We start from the raw sequence: 20,975 nt of genomic DNA on the forward strand, positions 1-20,975 counted from the left end.
CGCGTCCTGGAGCACGTCCGTCCGCTGAGCGGCGGAGTGCGCGGCGGCGTGGGCCCCCGCGAAGTGGTGGTGCGCGGAGGTGTGCGTCGCGGTCTTCGCACCGGCCTGGTGGCAGGCAGGCGTGCATGACTCGCTCACTGCGCACACCGATGGCCTCATCGTCGACTCCCAGGCACTCGATTCAGAAAAGGGCAGGCCCTGGCCGGTGCGAAGGCCGGGTACTGGAGAGCATGGCTCGATCCGGTGGAGAAACGCTCGAGGAACACCCCACGACCGCTCCGCATCCGTACGAGGCACGTACGAGATCCGCACGAGAAGCGGGCGGTTCACCTGGCAAAGGTTTGCCCGCGAATTGCCGGGCGGCCTACGCTCGTTGACGGTTCCCGACAGAGTTTTGCCGCCGACCCCAGGGGTGCTCATGCTGCGACAGCCCGCCTTCGGACACCGCCTGAGGAAACTGCGGACGGCCAAGGGGCTGTCCCAGACCGCGCTGGCCGGCGAAGGGATGTCCACCGGCTACCTCTCCCGGCTGGAGTCTGGGGCCCGCCAGCCCACCGACCGGGCCGTGACCTACCTGGCCGGCCGCCTCGGCCTGGAACCCGCCGACTTCGAGGAGCCCGCCACCGGCTCCCTCGCCCACGCCCTCACCCTCGCCGCGTCCACCGGCTCCCCCGACGCCATCGACTCGCTGCGGCGCGCCCTGGCAGCCGAGGGCCACGAGAGCGCGGTCCTGCGCTGGCAGGCGCTGTGGCTGCTCGCGCAGGCGTCCCGGCTCCAGGGCGACCACGTCACGGAGCGCGCCCAGCTCGCCGAACTCGTCGGGCTCGGCGAGGAGGTCGGGGTCAGCGAGCTGCGGGTGCGGGGCCTGACCCGCTACGCCCGCTGCCTGCGCTCGCTCGGCGAGATACCGTCCGCCCTCGACGCGGCCTTCGAGGCTCACCAGCTCGCCCAGCGCGAGCACCTGGGCGTCGAGGACCGGGCCACCGTGCTGCTCGCCCTCGTCTCCGTGCAGGCCGAGGCGGGCCGGACCGGCGACGCGCGCCTGCACGTCGACGAGCTGACCGCGCTCGTCGAGGGCCGCTCCGACGCCCTGTGGGCCGAGGCCATGTGGACCGCGGCCGCCGTCCGCATGCGCCAGGGCGACCACCACGGTGCGCTGGCCTGCCTGGAGGAGGCCCTGGACCGCTTCAGCAGCCATGAGGACCTGGTGCTGTGGCTGCGCCTGCGGCAGGCCGCCGCCCGCCTGCACCTGCAGATGCGGCCCGCCGACCCCGCGCAGGCGCAGCGGCGCATCACCGAGGCCGAAGCCGCCCTCTTCTTCGTCGGCACACCCTCGCTGCGCCAGTACCAGGCGGCGCTCAAGGCCGAACTCGCCTTCGCCGACGCCCGGTACGACGACGCGCGCGCCCTCCTCGCCGAGCTCGTCGGGGACCAGCCGAGGATGACCCACCGCGACCAGGTCCGCCTGTCGATCCTGCGCCACCAGCTGCAGATCCTGGACGGGGACCCGGCCGGCGTGCAGGGCCTGCGCGACCTGGCCCAGCAGGCCCAGGACGACGCCAACATCGACCTCGCCGCGGAGATCTGGCGGATGCTCGCCGAGGCGCTCACCCAGACCGCCCACGCGTAGCGTCCGCCACCCCGGCTCCCCCCGCTCCCCCGCAGGGCTTGAGCGAAGTTCGAGTGGACCGGTGCAGCCTTGAGTGCATCTGCACCCACTCGGAGGGGAGGCCGTTCCATGTCTTCTTCGCAGCGTGTCCACGCGAGCGAGCGGACGGCCGAGGTGGCCGCCCCGGCCGGGGTGGTCTACGGGCTGCTCGCCGACGCCGTGCGCTGGCCGCTCCTGCTGCCGTCCTCCGTCCACGTGGAGCGGATGGACTTCGACGGCACCCACGAGCGGCTGCGCCTGTGGGACGTGGCCGACGACCGCGTCCGCTCCTTCCACATGCGCCGGATCCTGAACCCGCACACCCGCACCGTCGCCTTCGAGCTGGAGGACACCTTCCGGCCCGGCGTGCCCACCACCGGCCGCTGGACGGTCGAGGCGCGCGACGACACCGAGACCCTGCTGACGCTGAGCCAGGAACGCACCCTGGAGGGGCTGCCGGGCAACGCCGGCGCGCGCGGCCGCCGGGAGTGGGAAGAGGAGACCGAGGCCCAGCTGGCCCAGGTCAAGAACATCGCCGAGCGCTGGGAGCGGCTGGACGAGCTGCTGCTGTCCTTCGAGGACAGCGTGCACGTCGCCGGTCCCGCCGAGCTGGTCTACGACTTCCTGTACCGCATCGAGGACTGGGCGCAGCTCGTCCCGCACGTGGACGCGGCCCGCGTCATCGAGGACGTGCCCGGCGTGCAGGTGGCCGCCATGGACACCTTCGCCGAACCGGGCGGGCTGAGCGTCACCACGCGCACGGTCCGGCTGTGTTTCCCCGCGGCCGCCCGGATCGTCTACAAGGAGCTGGCTTCCCCCGAACTGGTCGCCGCGCACAGCGGGGAGTGGTCCCTCGAACCGGACGAGGACGGCGTACGGGTCGTCTGCGCGCGGCAGGTGATGCTGCGCGAGGAAGCCGTCGAACCGGTCCTGGGCGGCGGCACCGAACTCGCGGAGGCCCGCCGGTACGTACGGGAGTGGCTGGGGCGCGCGAGCGCCGAGACCCTGCGGCTGGCGACCTGGCACGCCCTGAACAGCAGCGGCGTGCGCCGGCTCCGATGAGGACGAGAGGGAGGCCGTCGATGGCCCCGACCCGGCCGGGTCTGCTCCAGGACGGCCGCGACTCCAGGACCCCCGGGTCCGTCGCGGCCGCCGTTTCCGTCGTGCCTGCCGTGCCCTTGGCGCCCGGGAGGCCGGCGGAGTCCGCCGCGCCACCCGCGCCCGGCCGGTACGCGCAGTCCGCGGCGCGGGCCGAGCAGCGCGACGCCCTGCTGGGCGCCCGGGCACTGACCGGCGCGGCGAGCGCGGTACTGCGCGCCACCGTGGCACTGGTCGCCGGCCAGGCCACGCGCGGCAGCCGGGCCGGGCGGCGCTGGAAGGCCCCGCTGTCCGCCGCCTTCGCCGATCTGCTGGCGTGCGAGGCCCTGGTGACGGTGGGTCTGCGCGCCTGCGGGCTGCCCCAGGGCAGCGGTCCGGGCGTGCGCGCCGCCGCCGGCTACACGGTGCCGATCGTGGTGGCCGGCGTACTGGACGAACTGCAGCTCGTCATGACCGAGAGCAGGCTCGCCGCCCACGACGGCCCCGAACGGCGGATGCTGGCCGAGCTGCTCGCCCGCCTGGACCGCGCCGGGGCCTCCCGCGCGGACGTGGCGGCCCGGCAGGCCGATGTGGCACGGGAACTGCCCGTCCTGGCGGCCGCGTTCGGACGGCGCTGGGACGCGGGCGGCCCCGGCGGGCCGGGCGGTCCGGGCGGTCCGGGCGCCGGTTCCTGCGCCTCCGTACTGCTGCGGCTCGACGAGCGGATGCCCGCGCGGATCGTCCCCCCGGAACCGGGCAGTGACGAGACCCTGGTCAGCGCCCTGACCGCCGCCCACGCCCGCTTCACCCGTATCGCCGCGGCCGCCGCCGGAGGCGCGGGCGAGGACGTCACCCCCGCGCTGGCCCGGGTCGCCGGACGGCTGCTGAGCGAGCAGCGCGCCCTGGTCCGCCAGGGCCGGCTCGCCGAAGGCACCGACCCGGCCGACCCCCGGATGCGGGCGCTGGCCGACCGACAGGCCATGGTGCTGCTCGCCGCCGCCGTGCTCGGGGTCCAGGGCGTCGCCGCCGAAGCCGGACGCGACCCCTTCCTCGGCAGCCCGCACTGGGCACTGCTCGCGACGGCCCGGATCACCGAACGCCTCGGGATCGCACCGGACGGGCCGGGCACGCCCGCCTCCGTCGAGGCGCGGGACCGGGTGTGGGCCGAACTGGCCGACCGCGACCGCGAGGGCCTCGCCTGTGACCTCCGCGCCACCGGGCGCGCGCGGTGACCGGGGGGCGGGGCGTGCCGGGCCTGCGCGACGCGGGACCCGACGCCCACCGCGCGCTCGGCGCGGCCGGGCCGCCCGGCGCGCTCGGCGAGGCGCTCGCCGCGCTCGCCACCCTGGACGCGCTCGACGCACCCGTCTACATCCCCGGGCCCGACGGCCCCTGGGACGCGGTCGAGGAACGGCTCGACACCACCGGCCAGGCCGTCGTCTGCACCCGGTGGGGCCAGTGGCTGACCTCCGCCCTGCTCGACCCCGAACTGCGCCCCCTGCTCGGCCAGGACTGGCCGCGCTACCGGCAGACGCCGGTCGCGTCGGGCCGGCTGCGCTTCGCCGTGTCCCGCTTCGTCATGAAGCACACCGCCGCGCTCGCCCTGGGCGTGAACGCGGGCAGCCTGGACCTCGGCTACCAGCTGGGCGGCCGGCCGGTACTGCGCGGGCTCGGCGGTGAGCTGGAGGTGAGCCTCGCGCACACCGACGAACTGATCCTGGTCGGCGTCAGCCGCACCGGCCCGATCGGCGTGGACGCCGAGCCCGCCGACCGGGACATCTCCTTCGAGCTGCTGCGCGACCAGGTCTGCACCCCGCGCGAGGGCGAGGAGCTGGCCGCGCTGCCCGAGGACGAGCGCCGCGCCCGGCTGCTGCGCCTGTGGACCCTGAAGGAGGCGTACACCAAAGCCCTCGGCCACGGGCTGCGCCGCCGCTTCTGCGCCTTCGGGTTCGCCCGCGACGGCGAGGGCCGGGTGGTACTGGCCGATCTGCCGGGCGGCGGGGACGCCGGCGACGAGGGCTGGGACTTCGTCACCCACCCGCTCGGGGAGTGCTACGTCGTCAGCGTGGCCCACCGGACGCTGCCCGCTCCGTCGCCGCAGCCGCGGTCGCCTGAGCCTGGGTTGCCCCGGTCGCCCCGGTCGCCCCGGTCGCCCCGGTCGCCTCGGAGGCCTTGAGCCGCTTGCCGAGCAGGACGAACAGCAGGATCAGCCCGACCGTCAGCACGATGTGCCCGAGGCCCGCGACCATCGCGAAACCCTCGGGCACGGTGTTGCCCAGCACGGTCTGGGTCCCTCGGTAGACCATCGCCAGACAGGTGATCGCGATGCCCGCGTTGTAGCACCAGAAGAAGGCGGTGAACTGCTTCGACCCGGAGAGCCCGAACTGCTTGTCCAGCGCGAGGACGATCAGGAAGCCCAGCATGCCCAGCGCGAGCAGGTGGGTGTGCACGACCGCCAGCTGGGTCTCTCCGGTGAAGTCGTTCGCCTTGGTGAGCTCCCGGTAGTAGAGCCCGGACACCACACCGAGGATCATGTGGACATGTGCCGCGTAGTACGACCTGCGCATCTTCGTTCCGCCCCCGATGAAACCAACTGCCGCTCTGACGGCGGTCATTGAAACACGCGTACGGTTCGGCGGCCACGGGGAGGCGACGGACGGCCCGCTACGGGTGGTCGCCGAGGCGGTCGCCCAGGGGCTGCTCGTCCAGATGGTCCAGGCACAGCTCGTACAGGTCCTCGCCGTGGGTCCGGCGCCACGGGGCCGGCACCGGCACCGCGGCCGGCCACAGCGCGCGGTGGCCCGCGGGGTCCGTGACGACGACGAAGGTGCCGAACTCGTCCGCGAACGGGTCCTCGTCCCACGGGTGGTCGAAGACGTACAGGCTGCCGTTCTCCGCGACCCGCGCCGCGTGCCCGGTCCGCCACATCCGCGCGGCGCCGCCCTGGGCGCACACCAGCGGGTCGGGAAGGAACCGCTCCCCGGTCGCACCCGGCAGCCCCGGGTAGCCGTGGGCCACCCCGACGCCGGCGACGTACAGCGCGCCGACCGCCCCGGGTGCCACCGGCCGCATCCGCGCGTCCAGTACGTAGGCGTGGTAGCCGGGGGCGGGCCGCGCCGGGCCGCCGGGCATCTGCTCGACCAGCAGCCGCCCCTCGGGCCAGCCCGCGCTGATCGTCAGCTCCGTGTCCTCGGCCCGGGCGAGCGCCACCAGCACGTCGTCGGAAGGGCCCAGGATCGCCGAGGCGCCCGTCTCGCGCAGCCAGCGCAGCACCTCGGGCGGCGTCCCGTACGCCAGCGACGGGTCCGGCAGGTGCACCTGGGCCCCGCACACGAGCGCGGACAGCAGCCCCAGCGCGACCTCCGCGTCCGGATAGCCGTTCAGCAGCCAGGCGCTGTCACGGGCCCGGCCCAGGCAGGCCGCGGCGAGTGCCTCGCCGCCGACCGCGACCGGCCCCCGGGGCGCGACCGCCAACACCACCGGGGCGCCGGGATCGAGCGGCCGCGTCCGGTCGCCCTCGCGCACCGGCCAGCTCGCGCCGGCCGGCAGCAGGTCCGCAGCCCGGTCGCGGACCAGCCGCACCGCGCCGGGATACAGCGGCAGCAGCCGGTCGGCGGCCGCGTCCAGCAGCAGTACGGCCGGCCGCGCCCCGACGGGGAGCCCGCGTGCCGGATCCACCGGCAGGCAGGCGGCGCCCGTCTTGACGATGGCCAGCGCGGCCACCGCGAACCCGGTCGGCGAGGCGATGGCGGTGGCCACCGAGGCCCCGGGACCCGCCTGATGCGCGATCAGGACGTGCGCCAGCAGGTCGGAGCGGGCGTCGAGCTCGGCGTAGTCCAGGCCGGCCAGGGCCGGTGCGCCCGGGGCGCGGGCCACCTGGGCGGCCAGCAGCTCGGCGATGCTCGGCGGCGTCTGCGGGCGGGCGCCGGGGGCGCCGTTCCACGGGCTGCCACCGGCCGGCGCCCCCGCGATGCCGGGCAGACCCAGCCGGGCGATCGGCTCGAGCGGCGCGTCGAGAGCCGCCGCGAGGAGCGCGAGCAACTGTCCGGTCAGGAGGGCGGCGGCCTGCTCGCCCAGCGCGTCGTACGAGAACGAGGCCGTGACGGCGATCCCCGCGGGAGCGCCCGACAGGCCGTGCCGCTCGGTCAGGGTCAGCCCCAACGCGGCGCTCTGCAGCGGGAGCTGCTCCGACTCGGGATGTACGGTCAGCGCCCCGGCCGGGAACGTTCCGGAGCTCTCGCGCAGCACGCTCAGGGCGATCCCGCCCGGCAGCGCCAGGGCCGCGTCCCCGTTCCGGTAGGCGGCCAGGGCCGCCGAGCGCACCCGCCGCAGCAGTTCCCCGAAGGCCGGGTCGCCCGAGGTGTCCACCGTCAGGGCGAGCACCCGCCCGTACACGCCCACCGCGCCGCGCAGGGCCGCGCTGTCCCGGGCTGCCACCGGGGCCGCCAGGGTCACGAGGGGCTCCGCGCCCAGCCGGCTGAGCAGGGCGGCGAGCGCGGTGTGCACCACCATGTACAGGGTGACGTCGTGCTCGACGGCCAGCGCGGTCAGCCGCCGGTGCGCGGCGGCGTCGAGGTCGAGGGTGAGGGTGCCGAAGGTGTCCTCGGCGCCGAGCGGCGCACTGCCCGGCGCGGCGGTCGGCGCCAGGTCGCCGCGAACGGCCCGGGGCGCCGGCTCGGGAACCTCGCGAGGTGCGGCGGGCGAGCCGCCGCCGGTCCGGGCCGCGTAGGCCGCCGCGAGGGCGGCGGCCAGCGGCGCGTGCGAGAACAGGTCGACCTCGTCGCCCGGCAGGGTCAGCTCCAGCAGGTGGTCGTCGGCGCCGAGTTCGCGCAGCCGGGTCCCGGCCGAGCCGATCCTGCTGTTGCGCAGGGCCCCGTGGCCGCGGCCCAGGTCGTCGAGTGCGGCCGCCAGCGCGGCCACGTCCAGCGCGCCGCGCAGCCGCAGCGGCAGCACGGCGCTTCGCGCGACGGCCCGGCCGGGGCCGGTGGCGGCGGCGGGCCCGTCCCCGGCCAGCGCCGCGAGGCGGGCCGGGGTCGGGGCTCCGTACAGGGCGCGCAGGTCCACCGGGGCGCCGAGCGCCTCGCGGGCCCGCGCCACCAGCCGGGCGGCGGCCGGGGCGTGGCCGCCGAGGGAGAAGAAGTCGCAGTCGGCGTGCACGACGCGCGAGGGCAGGCCGAGGACCTCGGCGAACAGGTCGCGGGCGATCTCCTGGAGCGGGGTTCCGGGCCGGTTGGCCGCCTGCTGCGGCGCTGACACCGGGGCGGACGCGGCCAGCGCCGCCCGGTCGGTCCTGCCGTCCGCGTCGAGCGGCAGCGCTGCGCGCACCACGTACGCGCCGGGCACCATGTGGTCCGCGAGCCGGGCCTGGAGGTGCCCGCGCAGGGCGGCCCCCAGGTCCGCCGTGCGCGCGAAGGCGGCGGGCGTGTTCACGCACTCCTCGGGGGTGAAGCCGAGGGAGGCGAGCGCGGCGATGGTGGCGGCCGAGGCCGGCGTCCCGGCGGTCCCCAGGATCACGTCGTAGCGGTCGCCCGCGCCGGGCAGGGCCCGTACCTCCACCCGCTGCACGGCCGGGAACTCCCGGGCCAGCGCCGTGAACAGCGCCGGGGCCACACGCAGTTCGGGATCGGGGCCGGTGGCCCAGTCGAGCAGGCGCAGGTCCCCGAGCAGGATCGATCCGCCCGGCGCGAGCAGATCCAGGGTGCGTGCCAGGACGGTGCGCAGGTAGCCGAGGCCGGGGAAGTGCTGGACGACCGAGTTCAGGACGACGGTGTCGAAGTATCCGGCGGGCAGCCCCGCCGTGTCGTGAGCCTCCCGGCAGCTGAGCCGCACCTTGCCGCGCAGCCGCTCGTCCGCGTTGGTCCGGGCGCGCAGTGCGTCGAGGGCCGCGCCGGAGAAGTCGGTGGCCCAGTACTCCTCGCACCGCGGGTCCGCCGCCAGCTGGACCGCGAGCAGTCCGGTGCCGGCGCCGATCTCCAGGATCCGGCGCTGCCCCAGCTCGCGGACGCAGTCCACCGTCGCCGCGCGCCGCTCGCGCAGCACCTGCGCGGACACGGGAGGGGCGTCGGCCACGCCGATGGAGTCGGCGAACGCCTCCAGCTCGTACGGGTCCCGCGTGCGCGCCTCGGCGTACAGGGCCGCGTAGACCTCCTTCCACTCGGCGATCCGCACCGGGTCCGCCACGGTGGGGTGCGGATCGGCCGCGGGCACCACGTGCGCGACCAGCTTCCAGCCGCCGTCGCGGTCCCCGGTCAGGGTCACCGCCGCCTCGGCCACGCCCGGGTGCTCCCGCAGCGCCGACTCCACCGCGCCGAGCTCCACCGGCATCCCGTGCAGGGTGACGCGGTCCGCCGACCGGCCGGCGAACTCCAGGGCGCCGTCCTCGCGTACGGTCACCAGGTCGCCGGTGCGGCGCAGCGCGGCGCCGCTGCCGCTCCAGCGGTCCTCCAGGCCCGCGAAGCCGCGTGCCGCCGGTCCGCCCAGCAGGAGTTCGCCGGTGTCGCCCGGGCCCGCCTGCGTGCCGTCGCCGCGCACGACCACGGCGCTCACGCCGTCGCGGGGGCGCCCGATCGGTATGCGGCGGGTGCTTTCCTCGCCTTCCTCGCCTTCGTTGCCTTCGGGGACGTCCGAGACCTCGTGCCACAGGGCGAACGGCGCGGACCCGGCCGCCCCGTACACCTGGACGAGCCGCCGCGGGGCCCCGGCGCGCAGCACCCCGCGCACGGTGCGCGGATCGCAGGCCTCGCCGCCGAACAGGACGGTGCGCAGCGGGGCGAAGGCCCCGGGCCGCTCGCGGGCGATCCGCTGGAACAGGCTGGTCGCCAGGAAGAGCACGGACACCCCGTGCTCGGCGACCGCGCGCTCGAAGCGGGCCGCGTCGGCCACGGCCGCCCGGTCCAGGGCGACCAGGCGGGCGCCGGCGGCGAGGGTGGACCACAGCTCGAAGGCGAAGGCGGCGGAGTCGGGTCCCGAGGTCTGGGCCACCACGTCGTCGCGGGTCACCCGGACCGGGCCGGCCAAGCCGACGAGGTCGAGCAGGGCCCGGTGCGAGACGGCCACGGCGTCGGCGACGCCGTCGGGACCGGTGATCCAGCGGACGTACGCCGCGTCGTCGGTTCTGGGGTCGCAGCCGTCGGCGTGCGCGCCGGCCGGGGCCGCGGGCCGCTCCGCGATGAGGGCGGCGTCGGTGTCCAGGCGGACGATCGCGGCGCCCAGGTCGGGGTGGCCTTCGGCGTGCTGCGCCGCGGTGGCCGCGTCGGTGAGGACGGCGCGCGCCGCGCCACCCCGTACGACGGTCCGCAGGCGTTCGCCGGGAAGGCCGGGCAGGTCCGGATCGACGGGCAGGTAGGAGGCTCCGGCACGCAGGGTGGCCAGGAGTGCGGTCGCCAGTTCGGGCCCGGGCCGCAACGCGGTGACCACCCGGTCGCCGGGGACGACACCCAGGGCCGTGAGGTGGGCCGCGAGCCGGTCGGCGGACCGGTGCAACTCCCCGTAGGAGAGCGAGCGGACGCCGCCGTCGGGGGCGGGGCAGGTCACGGCGATCGCCTCGGGCCGCGCGAGTGCGTGTCGCGCGATGAGGCCGGAGAGTGACATCTGGGCGTGCTCCTTCGACAGCGACTGGCTGGGCGACTCGGCTGCTGGGGGCGGTGCGGCGGTGCGGCGGTGATGGTGCGGCGGTGATGGTGCGGGTGGTGCGGGTGGTGGCGACGGTGGGCTGCGGGCGGTCTGGCAAAACCTTGCCGGGGCACCGCGGCCGGGCGGTTACGGCCAGTCGGTGTTCGGGGCCACCGGCCAGTCGGTGTGGGGGCCGACCGGCCAGTCCGTGCCAGGTCCGGAGGCCGAGGAGACGGGGGCGACGGGCCAGTCGGTGTTCGGGCCGCTGTCGGCCTGGGCGATGCCGCCGGCGGTCAGGACGGCGGCGCCGACGAGGGCGGTGGTGGCGAAGACGCGGGCGATGTTCTTCATGGTGACTCCTCCGTGGCAAGTGTTTCGTTCCTGCTTGGCAACCTCTCTGCCAAGAAGATTGGCAACGTCTCCTCGGGATTCACTCGGCATTCGCTGGAGATGCGCTCAACATCCCGGGAAAACCCCCTGGATTCACCCCGCCCGGACCTTTGCCTCGCCTCCTGCGCACCCAATCTGACCTGCGGAAACATTGGCCCTGGCAGGATCGGCACACCCGCTTGCCAACTATTGCCAACCTCTTTTGGCACAAGAGGGGCCGGCCTCCAGAACTCGAGTCCCGCTGGACCGGCCGTTGTCAATGCGCGCTGATTCTGGGCAATGTATTGCCAGAAGTGATGGCAACATCCGGTACACCCCAACAGCGAGGGGAGGCCCCCGAAGTGAACGCGCAGACAACCCACCGGGCCCCGACGGCCCACCTGAACACCGCGGGCACGGGCCGGATGCCCGCCGCCGTGCACGCCGTGCTCGCCGACTGCACGGCGCGCGACGACCGCTTCGGGCCCTACGTGCTGGAGGAGAGCCTCGGCCCCGTCCTCGACACCGGCATCCACGAGCGCCTCGGCGCCCTGCTCGGCGTCCCGGCCCGGCACACCGCCCTGTTCACCGGCGCGGCCGACGGCTTCGACTCCTTCGTCTCGCGCCTCCCGCTCGGCCCCGGCGACCGGATCTGGACCACCCCGCACGAGGGCGTGGCCCACCTGGCCACGCTCGTCGCCCTGCGCGAGCGCACCCGGTGCACCCTCGAAGTCGTGCCGCTGCGCGAGGACGGCGACCTCGACCTCGACTGGATGCGCGAGCACCTCGACGAGAACGTCGCACTCGTCTCCGTCGTCCACGTCTCCTCGGCCTGCGGAACCGTCAACCCGGTCGAGGCCGTCGGCCGGCTCCTCGCCCCCCACCGCGCGCTGTACGCCGTCGACGCGTCCCACTCCGTCGGCCAGCTCCCCGTCGACGCCGCGCGCATCGGCTGCGCCCTGCTCACCGCCGACGGGTGGCGGTTCCTGCGCGGCCCGGACGGCATCGGGTTCGGCTACGTGGACCCGGGCCTGGGGGAGTCGCTCGCGCGGCCGCCCGTCGCCCCCGCCGTCGCCGCGCTGCACGAGGCCCTCGTCCGGCACGAGGCGGATGCGTCCCACCCGTACGAGAGCCTCCTGCCGCGGCTGCGTGCCGCGGTCGGCCGGCTGCCCGGGATCCGGCTGCTCGCCCCGGGGCGGGAGCAGGCCGGGATCGTGGGCTTCCGCCACGACGAGGTGCCCGCCGCCCTCATCCGCCGCGGGCTGGCCCGGCGCGGGGTGGTCGTGCGCAAGGCGGTCGCGCAGGAGACCCCGCTGCACCCGGCCTCGGCCGCCGGTGCCACGGCCGTCGGCGCCTCCGTCCACCACGACAACACCCCCGCGGACATCGACCGCTTCGCGCTCGCCCTGCGGGAGGTGCTGCGCGAGGAGCGGCCGGCCGTCACCGCGTCGGCCGCGGTCCCCGCCCGCCGGGCACTCGTGGCGGTGGAGAGCGCCTGAGGTACCCGGGCCCACACCAGGAAGCCGAGGGCCGCCGTGCACAGCACGGTGCGCCACCGGTTGGCGGGAACCCAGCGCTGTTCGAACGCCCGGCGTACGGCGGCGGGGTCGGCGGTCCTCTCGACCGGCCCGGCCGCCTCCAGGGCGTTGTTGAGCGGGATGTTCACCCGCCCCGTCACCGCCGGCGCGAGCGCGTGGGCGACGAGCGCCCCGACGAGCGGGGCCAACGCGCCGTGCCCGTGCCCGTCGGCGGGCAGGTGCGGGGCCGGCGCCAGTCCCGTGAAGAGGGGGCGCCGAGGAAGGCGAGCAGGAACCGGCCGCCCAGGATGGCGACGTTGACCCGCTGCATCACCGCGATGAGGGTCCGGTCGTCCGACCGCTTCAGGGCCGGCATGACCGAGACGTCGAAGGCGAAGAACGGCCCCGCGACCAGGCCCGTGGCGAGGGTCGCCGCGACGAGCGACGCGAGCCGCGCGAGATCCATGTCCGCTTCCTCCGATTCCCCCTCATTGCTCCCGCCGGTCAGGGAAAGGTCATCAAGGTCACCAAGGTCATCGAATGGTCAAGTCGGCCGATCGTAAGGGCCTCAGGACCCGGTGTCGCGTGGGATTCGAGTGTCCTTCCAAGGCCTCTTGAGCCCCGCCCGCGACGGTGGCTGGAATCCGGCCGCAGACCTGGAGGAGCCACATGACCATCATCGACGCGCCACCCATACCCGCCCAGGACCGTGCCGCGGAACTGGCCGAGATCAAGGCCCAGGTGCTCGCCGGGCCGGACGAGCGGGCCACCGAACGCCAGCACTCCAAGGGCAAGCTGACCGCCCGCGAGCGGATCGACCTGCTGCTCGACCCGGACTCGTTCCACGAGATCGAGGCCCTGCGCAGACACCGCGCGACCGGTTTCGGACTGGAAGCCAAGCGCCCCTACACCGATGGTGTGATCACCGGCTGGGGCACCGTGGACGGCCGCACGGTCTTCGTGTACGCGCACGACTTCCGGATCTTCGGCGGGGCGCTCGGCGAGGCCCACGCCACGAAGATCCACAAGATCATGGACATGGCCCTCGCGGCCGGCGCCCCGCTCGTCTCGCTCAACGACGGCGCGGGCGCCCGTATCCAGGAAGGCGTCTCCGCGCTGGCCGGCTACGGAGGCATCTTCCAGCGCAACACCAAGGCCTCGGGAGTCATCCCGCAGATCTCGGTCATGCTCGGACCGTGCGCGGGCGGCGCCGCCTACTCCCCGGCGCTCACGGACTTCATCTTCATGGTCCGCGACACCTCGCAGATGTTCATCACCGGCCCCGACGTCGTACGGGCCGTCACCGGCGAGGAGATCACCCAGAACGGCCTCGGCGGCGCCGACGTGCACGCGGGCACCTCCGGGGTGGCCGCCTTCGCGTACGACGACGAGGAGACCTGCCTGGAGGAGGTGCGCCACCTGATCTCGCTGCTGCCCGCCAACAACCGCGAGATGGCGCCCCACGAGGCCACCGACGACCCCGCGGACCGGCGCACCGACGCCCTCAGCGGCATCGTCCCGGTCAACCCGCAGCAGGCGTACGACATCCGCAAGGTCATCGAGGAGATCGTCGACGACGGCGACTACTTCGAGGTCCAGTCGGCCTGGGCGAGCAACGTCGTGGTCGCCCTCGCCCGGATGGACGGGCACGTCACCGGCTTCATCGCCAACCAGCCCGCCAGCTACGCGGGCGTCCTGGACATCCACGCCTCGGAGAAGGCGGCGCGCTTCGTGCAGTTCTGCGACGCCTTCAACATCCCGCTGGTCACCCTGGTGGACGTGCCCGGCTTCCTGCCCGGCGTGGACCAGGAGCACGGCGGGATCATCCGGCACGGCGCGAAGCTGCTGTACGCGTACTGCAACGCCACCGTGCCCCGGATCTCGCTGGTGCTGCGCAAGGCGTACGGCGGCGCGTACATCGTCATGGACTCGCGGTCCATCGGTGCGGACCTGGCGCTGGCCTGGCCGACCAACGAGATCGCGGTGATGGGCGCCGAGGGCGCGGCCAACGTCATCTTCCGCCGCGAGATCGCCGCCGCGGACGACCCCGACGCGATGCGCGCGCAGAAGATCAAGGAGTACACCACCGAGCTGATGCACCCGTACTACGCGGCCGAGCGCGGCCTCGTCGACGACGTCATCGACCAGGGCGAGACCCGTTCGGTGCTCGTCGGGGCGCTCGCGATGCTCCGCACCAAGTACGCCGACCTGCCGTCGCGCAAGCACGGCAACCCGCCGGTATGACGGCGGCGGAGCGGGCCCCGGACGGTGAGCGGGCCGCGGGGCAGGCCCCGGAGCCGTGGCGGATCACCGGCGGGAAGCCCGACGCGGCGGAGACGGCCGCCGTGATGGCGGTCCTGACGGCCTTGTTGAGCAGGTCCGAAGACCCGGGAACGGAGCAGCCGCGCACGGTAGCCTCCGGCTGGGACCGGATCCGGACCAGTGAATTCCGCCATGCCGGGAGCTGGCGCCGACCAGCCTGAGCGGGCGCCGGCCGGCCTGAGCCGACGCCGGCCCGACCCACAGAAGGAGCAGATCGTGAAGGACCCGAAGGACCGGCTGGACGCACTGCGCGCCGACATCGAACGCCGCAACCCCGCCCAGCCCGAGTTCCACCAGGCGGTACGGGAGGTCCTGGACACCCTGGCCCCCGTGTTCGCGGCGCGACCCGAGTACGCGGAGGCGGGGCTCGTCGAGCGGCTCGTGGAGCCCGAGCGGCAGATCATCTTCCGGGTCCCCTGGCAGGACGACCACGGTCACGTCCACGTCAACCGCGGCTACCGCATCGAGTTCAACAGCGCGCTCGGACCGTACAAGGGGGGCCTGCGCTTTCACCCGTCCGTGGACATCGGCGTGGTGAAGTTCCTCGGCTTCGAGCAGATCTTCAAGAACGCGCTGACCGGCCTCGGCATCGGTGGCGGCAAGGGCGGCAGCGACTTCGACCCGCACGGCAGGTCGGACTCCGAGGTCATGCGCTTCTGCCAGTCCTTCATGACCGAACTCCACCGCCACATCGGCGAGCACACCGACGTCCCGGCCGGCGACATCGGCGTCGGCGGCCGGGAGATCGGCTACCTCTTCGGCCAGTACCGGCGCATCACCAACCGCTGGGAGGCCGGCGTGCTGACCGGCAAGGGCCGCGGCTGGGGCGGCTCCGCGATCCGCCCCCAGGCCACCGGCTACGGCAGCGTGCTCTTCGCCGCCGAGATGCTGGAGCGCCGCGGGGCCGCCCTGGACGGGCTCACCGCCGTCGTCTCCGGTTCCGGCAACGTGGCGGTCCACACCATCGAGAAGCTCCAGCAGCTGGGCGCCAACCCGCTGACGGCCTCCGACTCCCGGGGCTACGTCGTCGACGACAAGGGCATCGACCTCGCCCTGCTCAAGCAGATCAAGGAGGTCGAGCGGGGGCGGGTGAGCGAGTACGCCGAGCGCCGCGGTTCCTCCGCCCGCTACGTCCCCGGCGGCCGGGTGTGGGAGGTCCCGGCGGACGTGGCCTTCCCGTCGGCCACGCAGAACGAACTGACCGCGCAGGACGCCCGGCTGCTGATCGCGAACGGGGTCCGCGCGGTATCGGAGGGCGCCAACATGCCCACCACCCCCGACGCCGTCCGCCTCCTGCAGGAAGCCGGAGTCGCCTTCGGCCCGGGCAAGGCGGCGAACGCGGGCGGAGTCGCGGTCAGCGCCCTGGAGATGAGCCAGAACGCCGGCCGGGTGGCCTGGAGCGCGGAGCGCGTCGAGGACGAACTCGCCTCGATCATGCGCGACATCCACGAGGTCTCGTACGAGACGGCCGCCCGCTACGGCGCGCCGGGCGACTACGTGACGGGCGCGAACATCGCCGGCTTCGAGCGGGTGGCGGACGCGATGCTGGCCCAGGGCGTGATCTGACGCCGGTGGCCGGTGGCCGGTGGGCGGGGTACGGCCTGCGCCGTACCCTGGCCCCGACCAGCCACATCGCACACCGCAGGGGGACGCCGCCCGTGCTCACCGCACTCACCGGCACATACGGAGACCGCCCGGACGCCGTCCGCGTCGCCGGCCGCACCGCCTCGTACGAGGAACTCCTCGGCGCGGCCCGGGCCGTGGCCGCGGACGTCGCCGGCGCCCCGGCCTTCGCCGTCACCGCGACCCCCACCCTCGAGATTGTCGCCGCCGCGGTCGGCGCACTGCTGGCCGGCGTGCCCCTCGTACCGCTGCCGCCCGACGCCGGCCCGGCCGAACGCGAGCACATCCTGCGGGACTCGGGCGCCGAGCTCCTCGACGTCGACTTCGCCCGGCGCTCCGACCGGACCCCCGCGTCCGCCGCGGCCCCCGGCGATCCGGCCCTCGTCCTCTACACCTCCGGCACCACCGGGCCGCCCAAGGGCGTCGTCCTGTCCGCCGCGGCGATCACCGCCGATCTCGACGCCCTCGCCGAAGCCTGGCAGTGGAGCTCCGAGGACACCCTCGTGCACGGGCTGCCGCTGTTCCACGTGCACGGGCTCGTCCTCGGCGTCCTCGGCGCCCTGCGCACCGGGAGCCGGCTGGTGCACACCGGCCGCCCCACCCCCGAGGCCTACGCCGAGGCCGCCGGCAGCCTCTACTTCGGGGTCCCCACCGTCTGGTCCCGCGTCGCCCGCGCCCCGCGGGAGGCCGCCGCGCTCGCGGGCGCCCGCCTGCTCGTCTCCGGCAGCGCCGCGCTGCCCGCGCCCGTCTTCCGGGACCTGGAACGCCTCACCGGCCTGCGTCCCGTGGAGCGCTACGGGATGACCGAGACGCTGATCACCCTCAGCGGCCGCGCGGGCGGCGCGGTCCGCCCGGGCACGGTCGGCACCCCGCTGCCCGGCATCCGTACCCGCATCGTCGCCGAGCCGGGCGCCGAGATCGGCGAACTCCAGCTCACCGGGCCGACGTTGTTCTCCGGCTACCTGGGCCGTCCGGAGGCCACGGCCGCCGCGTACACCGAGGACGGGTGGTTCCGTACGGGCGACATCGCGGCCGTCGACGCGTCCGACGGGGTCCACCGCATCGTGGGCCGCGCCTCCATCGACATGATCAAGTCGGGCGGCTACCGGATCGGCGCCGGCGAGATCGAGAACGCCCTGCTGGACCACCCCAAGGTCACCGAGGCCGCGGTGGTCGGCGTCCCGGACGCCGACCTGGGCCAGCGCATCGTCGCCTTCGTCGTCGCGGAAGGGGTCACCGGAGCCGAACTGACCGACTTCGTCGCCGCGCACCTGTCGGTGCACAAGCGCCCGCGCGAGGTCCGCTTCGTCTCCGCCGTCCCGCGCAACGCCATGGGCAAGCCGCAGAAGAAACTGCTGCTGACGGACGAGTTCTAGGTTTCGCCGGCCGCCGCGGCGCGGGGCACCAGGTGCCGGGCCAGGACTTCCAGGGCGCCGGCCACCTGGGCCTGCGCCGCGGCGTCGCCGAGCGCCTTGGCGAGGGCCTCCTCGACCTTGGAGGTGCCGGCGGCCCGTACGGCGGCCACCCGCGCGGACGTCCCGGGCGCCGGGCGGACCAGGGTCCGGCGGCGGTCGGCGGGGTCGGGGGCCGTCTCCACGGAGCCGGCCTCCCGCAGGCGGGCCACGGCGCCCGAGACCTGACTCTGCGGCAGGCCCGTGCGCTGGGCCGTCTCGCCCACGGTGGTGTCCGGGTGCGCGGCGATGTCCCCGGCCACGATGACCACGGAGCGGGTGCCGCCGGCGTACTGGCCGGATCCGCCGGGGGGTTCGGGCAGGGCCTCCTCGCCGAGCTTCATCAGGGCGCGGCCGAGCAGGAACAGTTCGATTCCATCCACGGACCACACGCTACCGCAGACGCATCGATCCTGATTCATCGCTATTGATGTATCTGTTTCGATGGGTTAGCCTGATCGCAGAGAGGGAGATCCGAAGCGATAAGCGACACACGAAGAGGGAGCCACCATGTCCATGTCCATGTCCATGCCCATGTCCTGCACGGCTGCGCCCACCGCCACCGCCACCACCGGGACCCTGCCGGTGCCCGGCGCCGCCCTGCACTACCGACTCGAGGGCTCGGGACCGCTGTTGGTCATCGCGCAGAGCGGCGAGGGGGACGCCGACCGCACCGTCGACCTGGTACCGCACCTCGCCGGGGACTTCACCGTCCTGACCTACGACCGCCGGGGCCTCTCCCGCAGCCGGCTCGACGAGCCCGGGCGGACCACCTCCCTCGCCGAGCACGCCGAGGACCTGCACCGGCTGCTGGCCTCCCTCACCGACGAGCCCGCCCTGATGCTCGGCTGCAGCTTCGGCGCCGTCATCGGACTGCACCTGGCCGTCCGGCACCCGGGGCGGGTCGCCACCCTCGTCGCCCACGAGCCGGTCGCCCCGCGGCTGCTGCCCGCGGCCGACCGCGTCCGCCACGAGGCGGAGCTGACGGAACTCCAGGAGATACACCGCTCGGGCGGCCTCGGCGCCGTCTTCCCGGAGATGGCCCGGGTCGTCGGCATAGACCTGTCCCGCCCCGACACCGAGCCCGGCCTCACCCCGCAGCCCCTGGACGACCGGCGCCGCGCCAATTTCGCGTACTTCGTCGAGCACGACTTCTCGGCGGTCATCCAGGACACCGCCCTCGACCCGCGGGCCCTCGCCGCCACCACCACGCGGATCGTCCCGGCCGTGGGCGCGGCCACCCCCTCCACCGTCTTCGACCGCCGGTGCGCCACGGCTCTGGCGGATCTGCTGGGCACGGAGATACGCAGCTTCCCGGGCGGGCACAACGGCAACACCACCCACCCGAGGGCGTACGCGGCCGTGCTGCGCGCACTGTTCACCGCGCCGTGACGCGGGGAAACCAAGTGGGCAGGTGGGGCGACTGTGAGTAACTTGCTCGCATGGACCCAACGGCTGGCGATGCCAGAAGCGATCAGCGTGCCCTGATAGCCGCCGGCATCACCGTCGTGCTGTGGGCCTCCGCCTTCGTGGCGATCCGTTCCTCGGCCGCCCATTTCAGCCCCGGAGCACTGGCGTTGGGCCGGCTGCTGACGGCCTCGATCGCGCTCGGGATCGTCCTGCTCGTCAAGCGCGTACCGCTGCCCGCCCGCGAGGCATGGCCCGGCATCCTGGCCTCCGGGGTGCTCTGGTTCGGCCTGTACATGGTGACGCTGAACTGGGGCGAGCAGCTCGTGGACGCCGGGACGGCGGCCATGGTCGTCAACATCGGACCGATCGTGATCGCCCTGCTCAGCGGCTGGCTGCTCAAGGAGGGCTTCCCGCCGATGCTGCTGGCGGGGATGGGGGTCTCCTTCGCGGGCGCCGCCGTGGTGGGCGTGTCCACCTCCAGCGGCGAATCCGCCTCACTGTCCGGCGTGCTGCTCTGTCTTGTCGCGGCCCTCGCCTACGGGGCCGGGGTGGTCTCGCAGAAGCCGGCGCTGAAGCACGCCGGTCCGGTCCAGGTGACGACGTACGGCTGCTTCGTCGGCACGGCCGTCACCCTCCCCTTCGCCTGGCAGCTCGTCGCCGAACTGCCCGACGCCCCGCTCAGTGCCACCCTCAACATGGTCTACCTGGGGCTGTTCCCGACGGCCCTGGCCTTCACCACGTGGACGTACGCGCTCGCGCGGACCACCGCCGGGAAGATGGGCGCGACCACCTACGCGGTGCCGGCCCTCGTCGTACTGATCGCCTGGGTCGCCCTCGACGAGATCCCCGGCTGGCTGACCCTGCTGGGCGGGGCGATCTGCCTGGCCGGCGTCGCGGTCTCCCGCAGGCGCCCCGCCGCGCCGCCGCCCGCCCCGCCGGGCGGCGGGGAACCGGTGCGGACCGCCGACTGACCTCCGCACCTGCCGCCGTACCGCTGCCCGCACCTCCAGGAGAACGACATGAACCGCACCGCCGCCGCCGAAGCCCAGTACCAGCGGGGCGTCGTCTTCCGGGACCTGCACGCCGGGCCGCGTCCCTTCGTCGTGCCGAACCCCTGGGACGCGGGCACCGCCCGGCTCCTGGCGGGCTTCGGCTTCGCCGCCCTGGCCACCACCGGGGCCGGACTCGCCCACAGCCTCGGGCGGCCCGACGGTGCGAACCGGGTCGGCCGCGCCGAGATCCTCGCCAATGCCCGCGCGATCGTGGACGCCACCGGCCTGCCGGTGACCGCCGACCTGGAGAGCGGCTTCGGGGAGCGCCCCGACGACGTCGCCGAGACCATCCGGCTCGCCGCCGAGGCCGGCCTGGTCGGCGGCTCCATCGAGGACTCCACCGGCCGCGACGAGGACCCGGTGCGCCCGCTCGGCGAAGCCGTGGAACGGGTCGCGGCCGCCGTCGAGGCGGCCGGGCGGCTGGACTTCCCCTTCACCGTCACCGCCCGCGCCGAGAACTTCTTCCAGGGCCGCCCCGACCTCGACGACACCATCCGCCGCCTCCAGGCCTACGAGGCGGCCGGCGCCGACGTGCTCTACGCCCCGGCCCTGCCGGACGCCGCCGCCGTCCGCGCCGTCTGCTCCGCGCTCTCCCGCCCCGTCAACGTCCTGATGGGCGGCGCCCTGAAGCTCTCCGTCGCCGACCTCGGCGCCCTGGGCGTGCGCCGCATCAGCACCGGCTCCGCCCTCTCCCGCACCGCCCTGGGCGCCCTCACCCGCGCCGCCCGCGAAATCACCGAACACGGCACCTTCGCCTTCGGCGCGGACGCCCTGCCGTACGCCGAGGTCAACGAGCTGTTGGAGTAGGGGCGTCGGTGTAGCCGAGGCGGCGGTTCATGGCTAGTGCTGTGGCCGGGAAGGTTTGCCGGGTCGCGGTGTCCGGTGCGGTGCATCG

At 74.7% G+C, this 20,975-nt stretch carries 17 protein-coding genes and 1 pseudogene; 12 read left to right on the top strand and 6 right to left on the bottom strand.

The annotated features are described in order from the left end of the window. The first annotated feature begins 418 nt into the window (after positions 1-418). The 4 genes from ACFWBF_RS33765 (at position 419) to ACFWBF_RS33780 (ending at position 4,901) form a co-directional block, all read left to right on the top strand. Complete coding sequence (locus tag ACFWBF_RS33765; protein ID WP_385608483.1) at positions 419-1,630, top strand: helix-turn-helix domain-containing protein; 1,212 nt, start codon at positions 419-421, stop codon at positions 1,628-1,630. 108 nt (positions 1,631-1,738) lie between these two features. Further along, on the top strand, positions 1,739-2,710 hold the full coding sequence (locus ACFWBF_RS33770) for an SRPBCC family protein (protein ID WP_385608484.1): 972 nt from the start codon (positions 1,739-1,741) through the stop codon (positions 2,708-2,710). A 20-nt stretch (positions 2,711-2,730) separates the two neighbouring features. Next, positions 2,731-3,957: a hypothetical protein gene (locus tag ACFWBF_RS33775; RefSeq protein WP_385608486.1), complete on the top strand. Its 1,227-nt coding sequence runs from the start codon at positions 2,731-2,733 to the stop codon at positions 3,955-3,957. Between the two features lie 14 nt (positions 3,958-3,971). Beyond that, positions 3,972-4,901: a 4'-phosphopantetheinyl transferase family protein gene (locus tag ACFWBF_RS33780; protein WP_385608488.1), complete on the top strand. Its 930-nt coding sequence runs from the start codon at positions 3,972-3,974 to the stop codon at positions 4,899-4,901. Here ACFWBF_RS33780 and ACFWBF_RS33785 read toward each other — a convergent pair. From ACFWBF_RS33785 to ACFWBF_RS33795, 3 genes are all read right to left on the bottom strand, one after another. Further along, positions 4,786-5,340: a DUF2871 domain-containing protein gene (locus ACFWBF_RS33785; RefSeq protein ID WP_385608489.1), complete on the bottom strand. Its 555-nt coding sequence runs from the start codon at positions 5,338-5,340 to the stop codon at positions 4,786-4,788. The two genes, ACFWBF_RS33780 and ACFWBF_RS33785, sit on opposite strands and share 116 nt — an antisense overlap. Positions 5,341-5,389: 49 nt before the next feature. Next, positions 5,390-10,315, bottom strand: coding sequence for an AMP-binding protein (locus ACFWBF_RS33790; RefSeq protein ID WP_385608491.1), 4,926 nt, complete (start codon positions 10,313-10,315; stop codon positions 5,390-5,392). Positions 10,316-10,483: 168 nt separating this feature from the next. Then, positions 10,484-10,687, bottom strand: coding sequence for a hypothetical protein (locus ACFWBF_RS33795; protein ID WP_385608493.1), 204 nt, complete (start codon positions 10,685-10,687; stop codon positions 10,484-10,486). A gap of 380 nt (positions 10,688-11,067) precedes the next feature. Between ACFWBF_RS33795 and ACFWBF_RS33800 the strand changes: the two genes are divergently transcribed. Then, positions 11,068-12,204, top strand: coding sequence for an aminotransferase class V-fold PLP-dependent enzyme (locus ACFWBF_RS33800; RefSeq protein ID WP_385608495.1), 1,137 nt, complete (start codon positions 11,068-11,070; stop codon positions 12,202-12,204). Between the two features lie 86 nt (positions 12,205-12,290). Here the strand turns inward: ACFWBF_RS33800 and ACFWBF_RS33805 are convergent. Beyond that, a pseudogene (locus ACFWBF_RS33805) lies at positions 12,291-12,431 on the bottom strand (DUF1772 domain-containing protein); the annotation flags it as partial. Beyond that, on the bottom strand, positions 12,380-12,688 hold the full coding sequence (locus ACFWBF_RS33810; protein WP_385608496.1) for a hypothetical protein: 309 nt from the start codon (positions 12,686-12,688) through the stop codon (positions 12,380-12,382). The gene ACFWBF_RS33810 and the pseudogene ACFWBF_RS33805, both read right to left, overlap by 52 nt. 203 nt (positions 12,689-12,891) lie before the next feature. On the opposite strand from ACFWBF_RS33810, the gene ACFWBF_RS33815 reads away from it, so the two are divergent. From ACFWBF_RS33815 to ACFWBF_RS33830, 4 genes are all read left to right on the top strand, one after another. Further along, positions 12,892-14,466 carry an acyl-CoA carboxylase subunit beta gene (locus ACFWBF_RS33815; RefSeq protein WP_385222526.1) on the top strand — a complete coding sequence of 525 codons (1,575 nt, stop codon included), beginning with the start codon at positions 12,892-12,894 and terminating at the stop codon, positions 14,464-14,466. Next, the gene (locus tag ACFWBF_RS33820; RefSeq protein ID WP_385608498.1) at positions 14,463-14,705 is read left to right on the top strand and encodes an acyl-CoA carboxylase epsilon subunit; all 243 of its coding nucleotides are present in this window, start codon (positions 14,463-14,465) and stop codon (positions 14,703-14,705) included. The genes ACFWBF_RS33815 and ACFWBF_RS33820 overlap by 4 nt, the downstream gene beginning before the upstream one ends. Positions 14,706-14,760: 55 nt before the next feature. Continuing rightward, positions 14,761-16,110: an NADP-specific glutamate dehydrogenase gene (gene gdhA / locus ACFWBF_RS33825; protein ID WP_385608500.1), complete on the top strand. Its 1,350-nt coding sequence runs from the start codon at positions 14,761-14,763 to the stop codon at positions 16,108-16,110. 92 nt (positions 16,111-16,202) lie between these two features. Then, the gene (locus ACFWBF_RS33830) at positions 16,203-17,543 is read left to right on the top strand and encodes an AMP-binding protein (RefSeq protein WP_385608502.1); all 1,341 of its coding nucleotides are present in this window, start codon (positions 16,203-16,205) and stop codon (positions 17,541-17,543) included. Here the strand turns inward: ACFWBF_RS33830 and ACFWBF_RS33835 are convergent. After that, a complete protein-coding gene (locus ACFWBF_RS33835) occupies positions 17,540-18,001 on the bottom strand; it encodes a MarR family transcriptional regulator (RefSeq protein WP_385608503.1) in 462 nt (153 codons plus the stop codon). The genes ACFWBF_RS33830 and ACFWBF_RS33835 overlap by 4 nt on opposite strands. Positions 18,002-18,128: 127 nt before the next feature. On the opposite strand from ACFWBF_RS33835, the gene ACFWBF_RS33840 reads away from it, so the two are divergent. The 3 genes from ACFWBF_RS33840 to ACFWBF_RS33850 are packed head-to-tail and all read left to right on the top strand — an operon-like array spanning position 18,129 to position 20,887. Further along, a complete protein-coding gene (locus tag ACFWBF_RS33840; RefSeq protein WP_385608505.1) occupies positions 18,129-19,010 on the top strand; it encodes an alpha/beta fold hydrolase in 882 nt (293 codons plus the stop codon). Between the two features lie 50 nt (positions 19,011-19,060). Next, on the top strand, positions 19,061-19,999 hold the full coding sequence (locus tag ACFWBF_RS33845; RefSeq protein WP_385608506.1) for a DMT family transporter: 939 nt from the start codon (positions 19,061-19,063) through the stop codon (positions 19,997-19,999). 48 nt (positions 20,000-20,047) lie between these two features. Continuing rightward, the gene (locus tag ACFWBF_RS33850; protein WP_385608508.1) at positions 20,048-20,887 is read left to right on the top strand and encodes an oxaloacetate decarboxylase; all 840 of its coding nucleotides are present in this window, start codon (positions 20,048-20,050) and stop codon (positions 20,885-20,887) included. The last annotated feature ends 88 nt before the right edge of the window (positions 20,888-20,975 follow it).

Source organism: Streptomyces sp. NPDC060028 (genome assembly GCF_042736725.1).
Classification (GTDB): domain Bacteria; phylum Actinomycetota; class Actinomycetes; order Streptomycetales; family Streptomycetaceae; genus Streptomyces.

What these genes read in the sequence shown, in the direction of transcription:
- ACFWBF_RS33785 (WP_385608489.1), bottom strand. Translation starts at nt 5,340, where the DNA reads ATGACCGCCGTCAGAGCGGCAGTTGGTTTCATCGGGGGCGGAACGAAG.
- ACFWBF_RS33815 (WP_385222526.1), top strand. Translation starts at nt 12,892, where the DNA reads ATGACCATCATCGACGCGCCACCCATACCCGCCCAGGACCGTGCCGCG.
- ACFWBF_RS33790 (WP_385608491.1), bottom strand. Translation starts at nt 10,315, where the DNA reads ATGTCACTCTCCGGCCTCATCGCGCGACACGCACTCGCGCGGCCCGAG.
- ACFWBF_RS33795 (WP_385608493.1), bottom strand. Translation starts at nt 10,687, where the DNA reads ATGAAGAACATCGCCCGCGTCTTCGCCACCACCGCCCTCGTCGGCGCC.
- ACFWBF_RS33850 (WP_385608508.1), top strand. Translation starts at nt 20,048, where the DNA reads ATGAACCGCACCGCCGCCGCCGAAGCCCAGTACCAGCGGGGCGTCGTC.
- ACFWBF_RS33845 (WP_385608506.1), top strand. Translation starts at nt 19,061, where the DNA reads ATGGACCCAACGGCTGGCGATGCCAGAAGCGATCAGCGTGCCCTGATA.
- ACFWBF_RS33765 (WP_385608483.1), top strand. Translation starts at nt 419, where the DNA reads ATGCTGCGACAGCCCGCCTTCGGACACCGCCTGAGGAAACTGCGGACG.
- ACFWBF_RS33770 (WP_385608484.1), top strand. Translation starts at nt 1,739, where the DNA reads ATGTCTTCTTCGCAGCGTGTCCACGCGAGCGAGCGGACGGCCGAGGTG.
- ACFWBF_RS33820 (WP_385608498.1), top strand. Translation starts at nt 14,463, where the DNA reads ATGACGGCGGCGGAGCGGGCCCCGGACGGTGAGCGGGCCGCGGGGCAG.
- ACFWBF_RS33775 (WP_385608486.1), top strand. Translation starts at nt 2,731, where the DNA reads ATGGCCCCGACCCGGCCGGGTCTGCTCCAGGACGGCCGCGACTCCAGG.
- ACFWBF_RS33810 (WP_385608496.1), bottom strand. Translation starts at nt 12,688, where the DNA reads ATGGATCTCGCGCGGCTCGCGTCGCTCGTCGCGGCGACCCTCGCCACG.
- ACFWBF_RS33840 (WP_385608505.1), top strand. Translation starts at nt 18,129, where the DNA reads ATGTCCATGTCCATGTCCATGCCCATGTCCTGCACGGCTGCGCCCACC.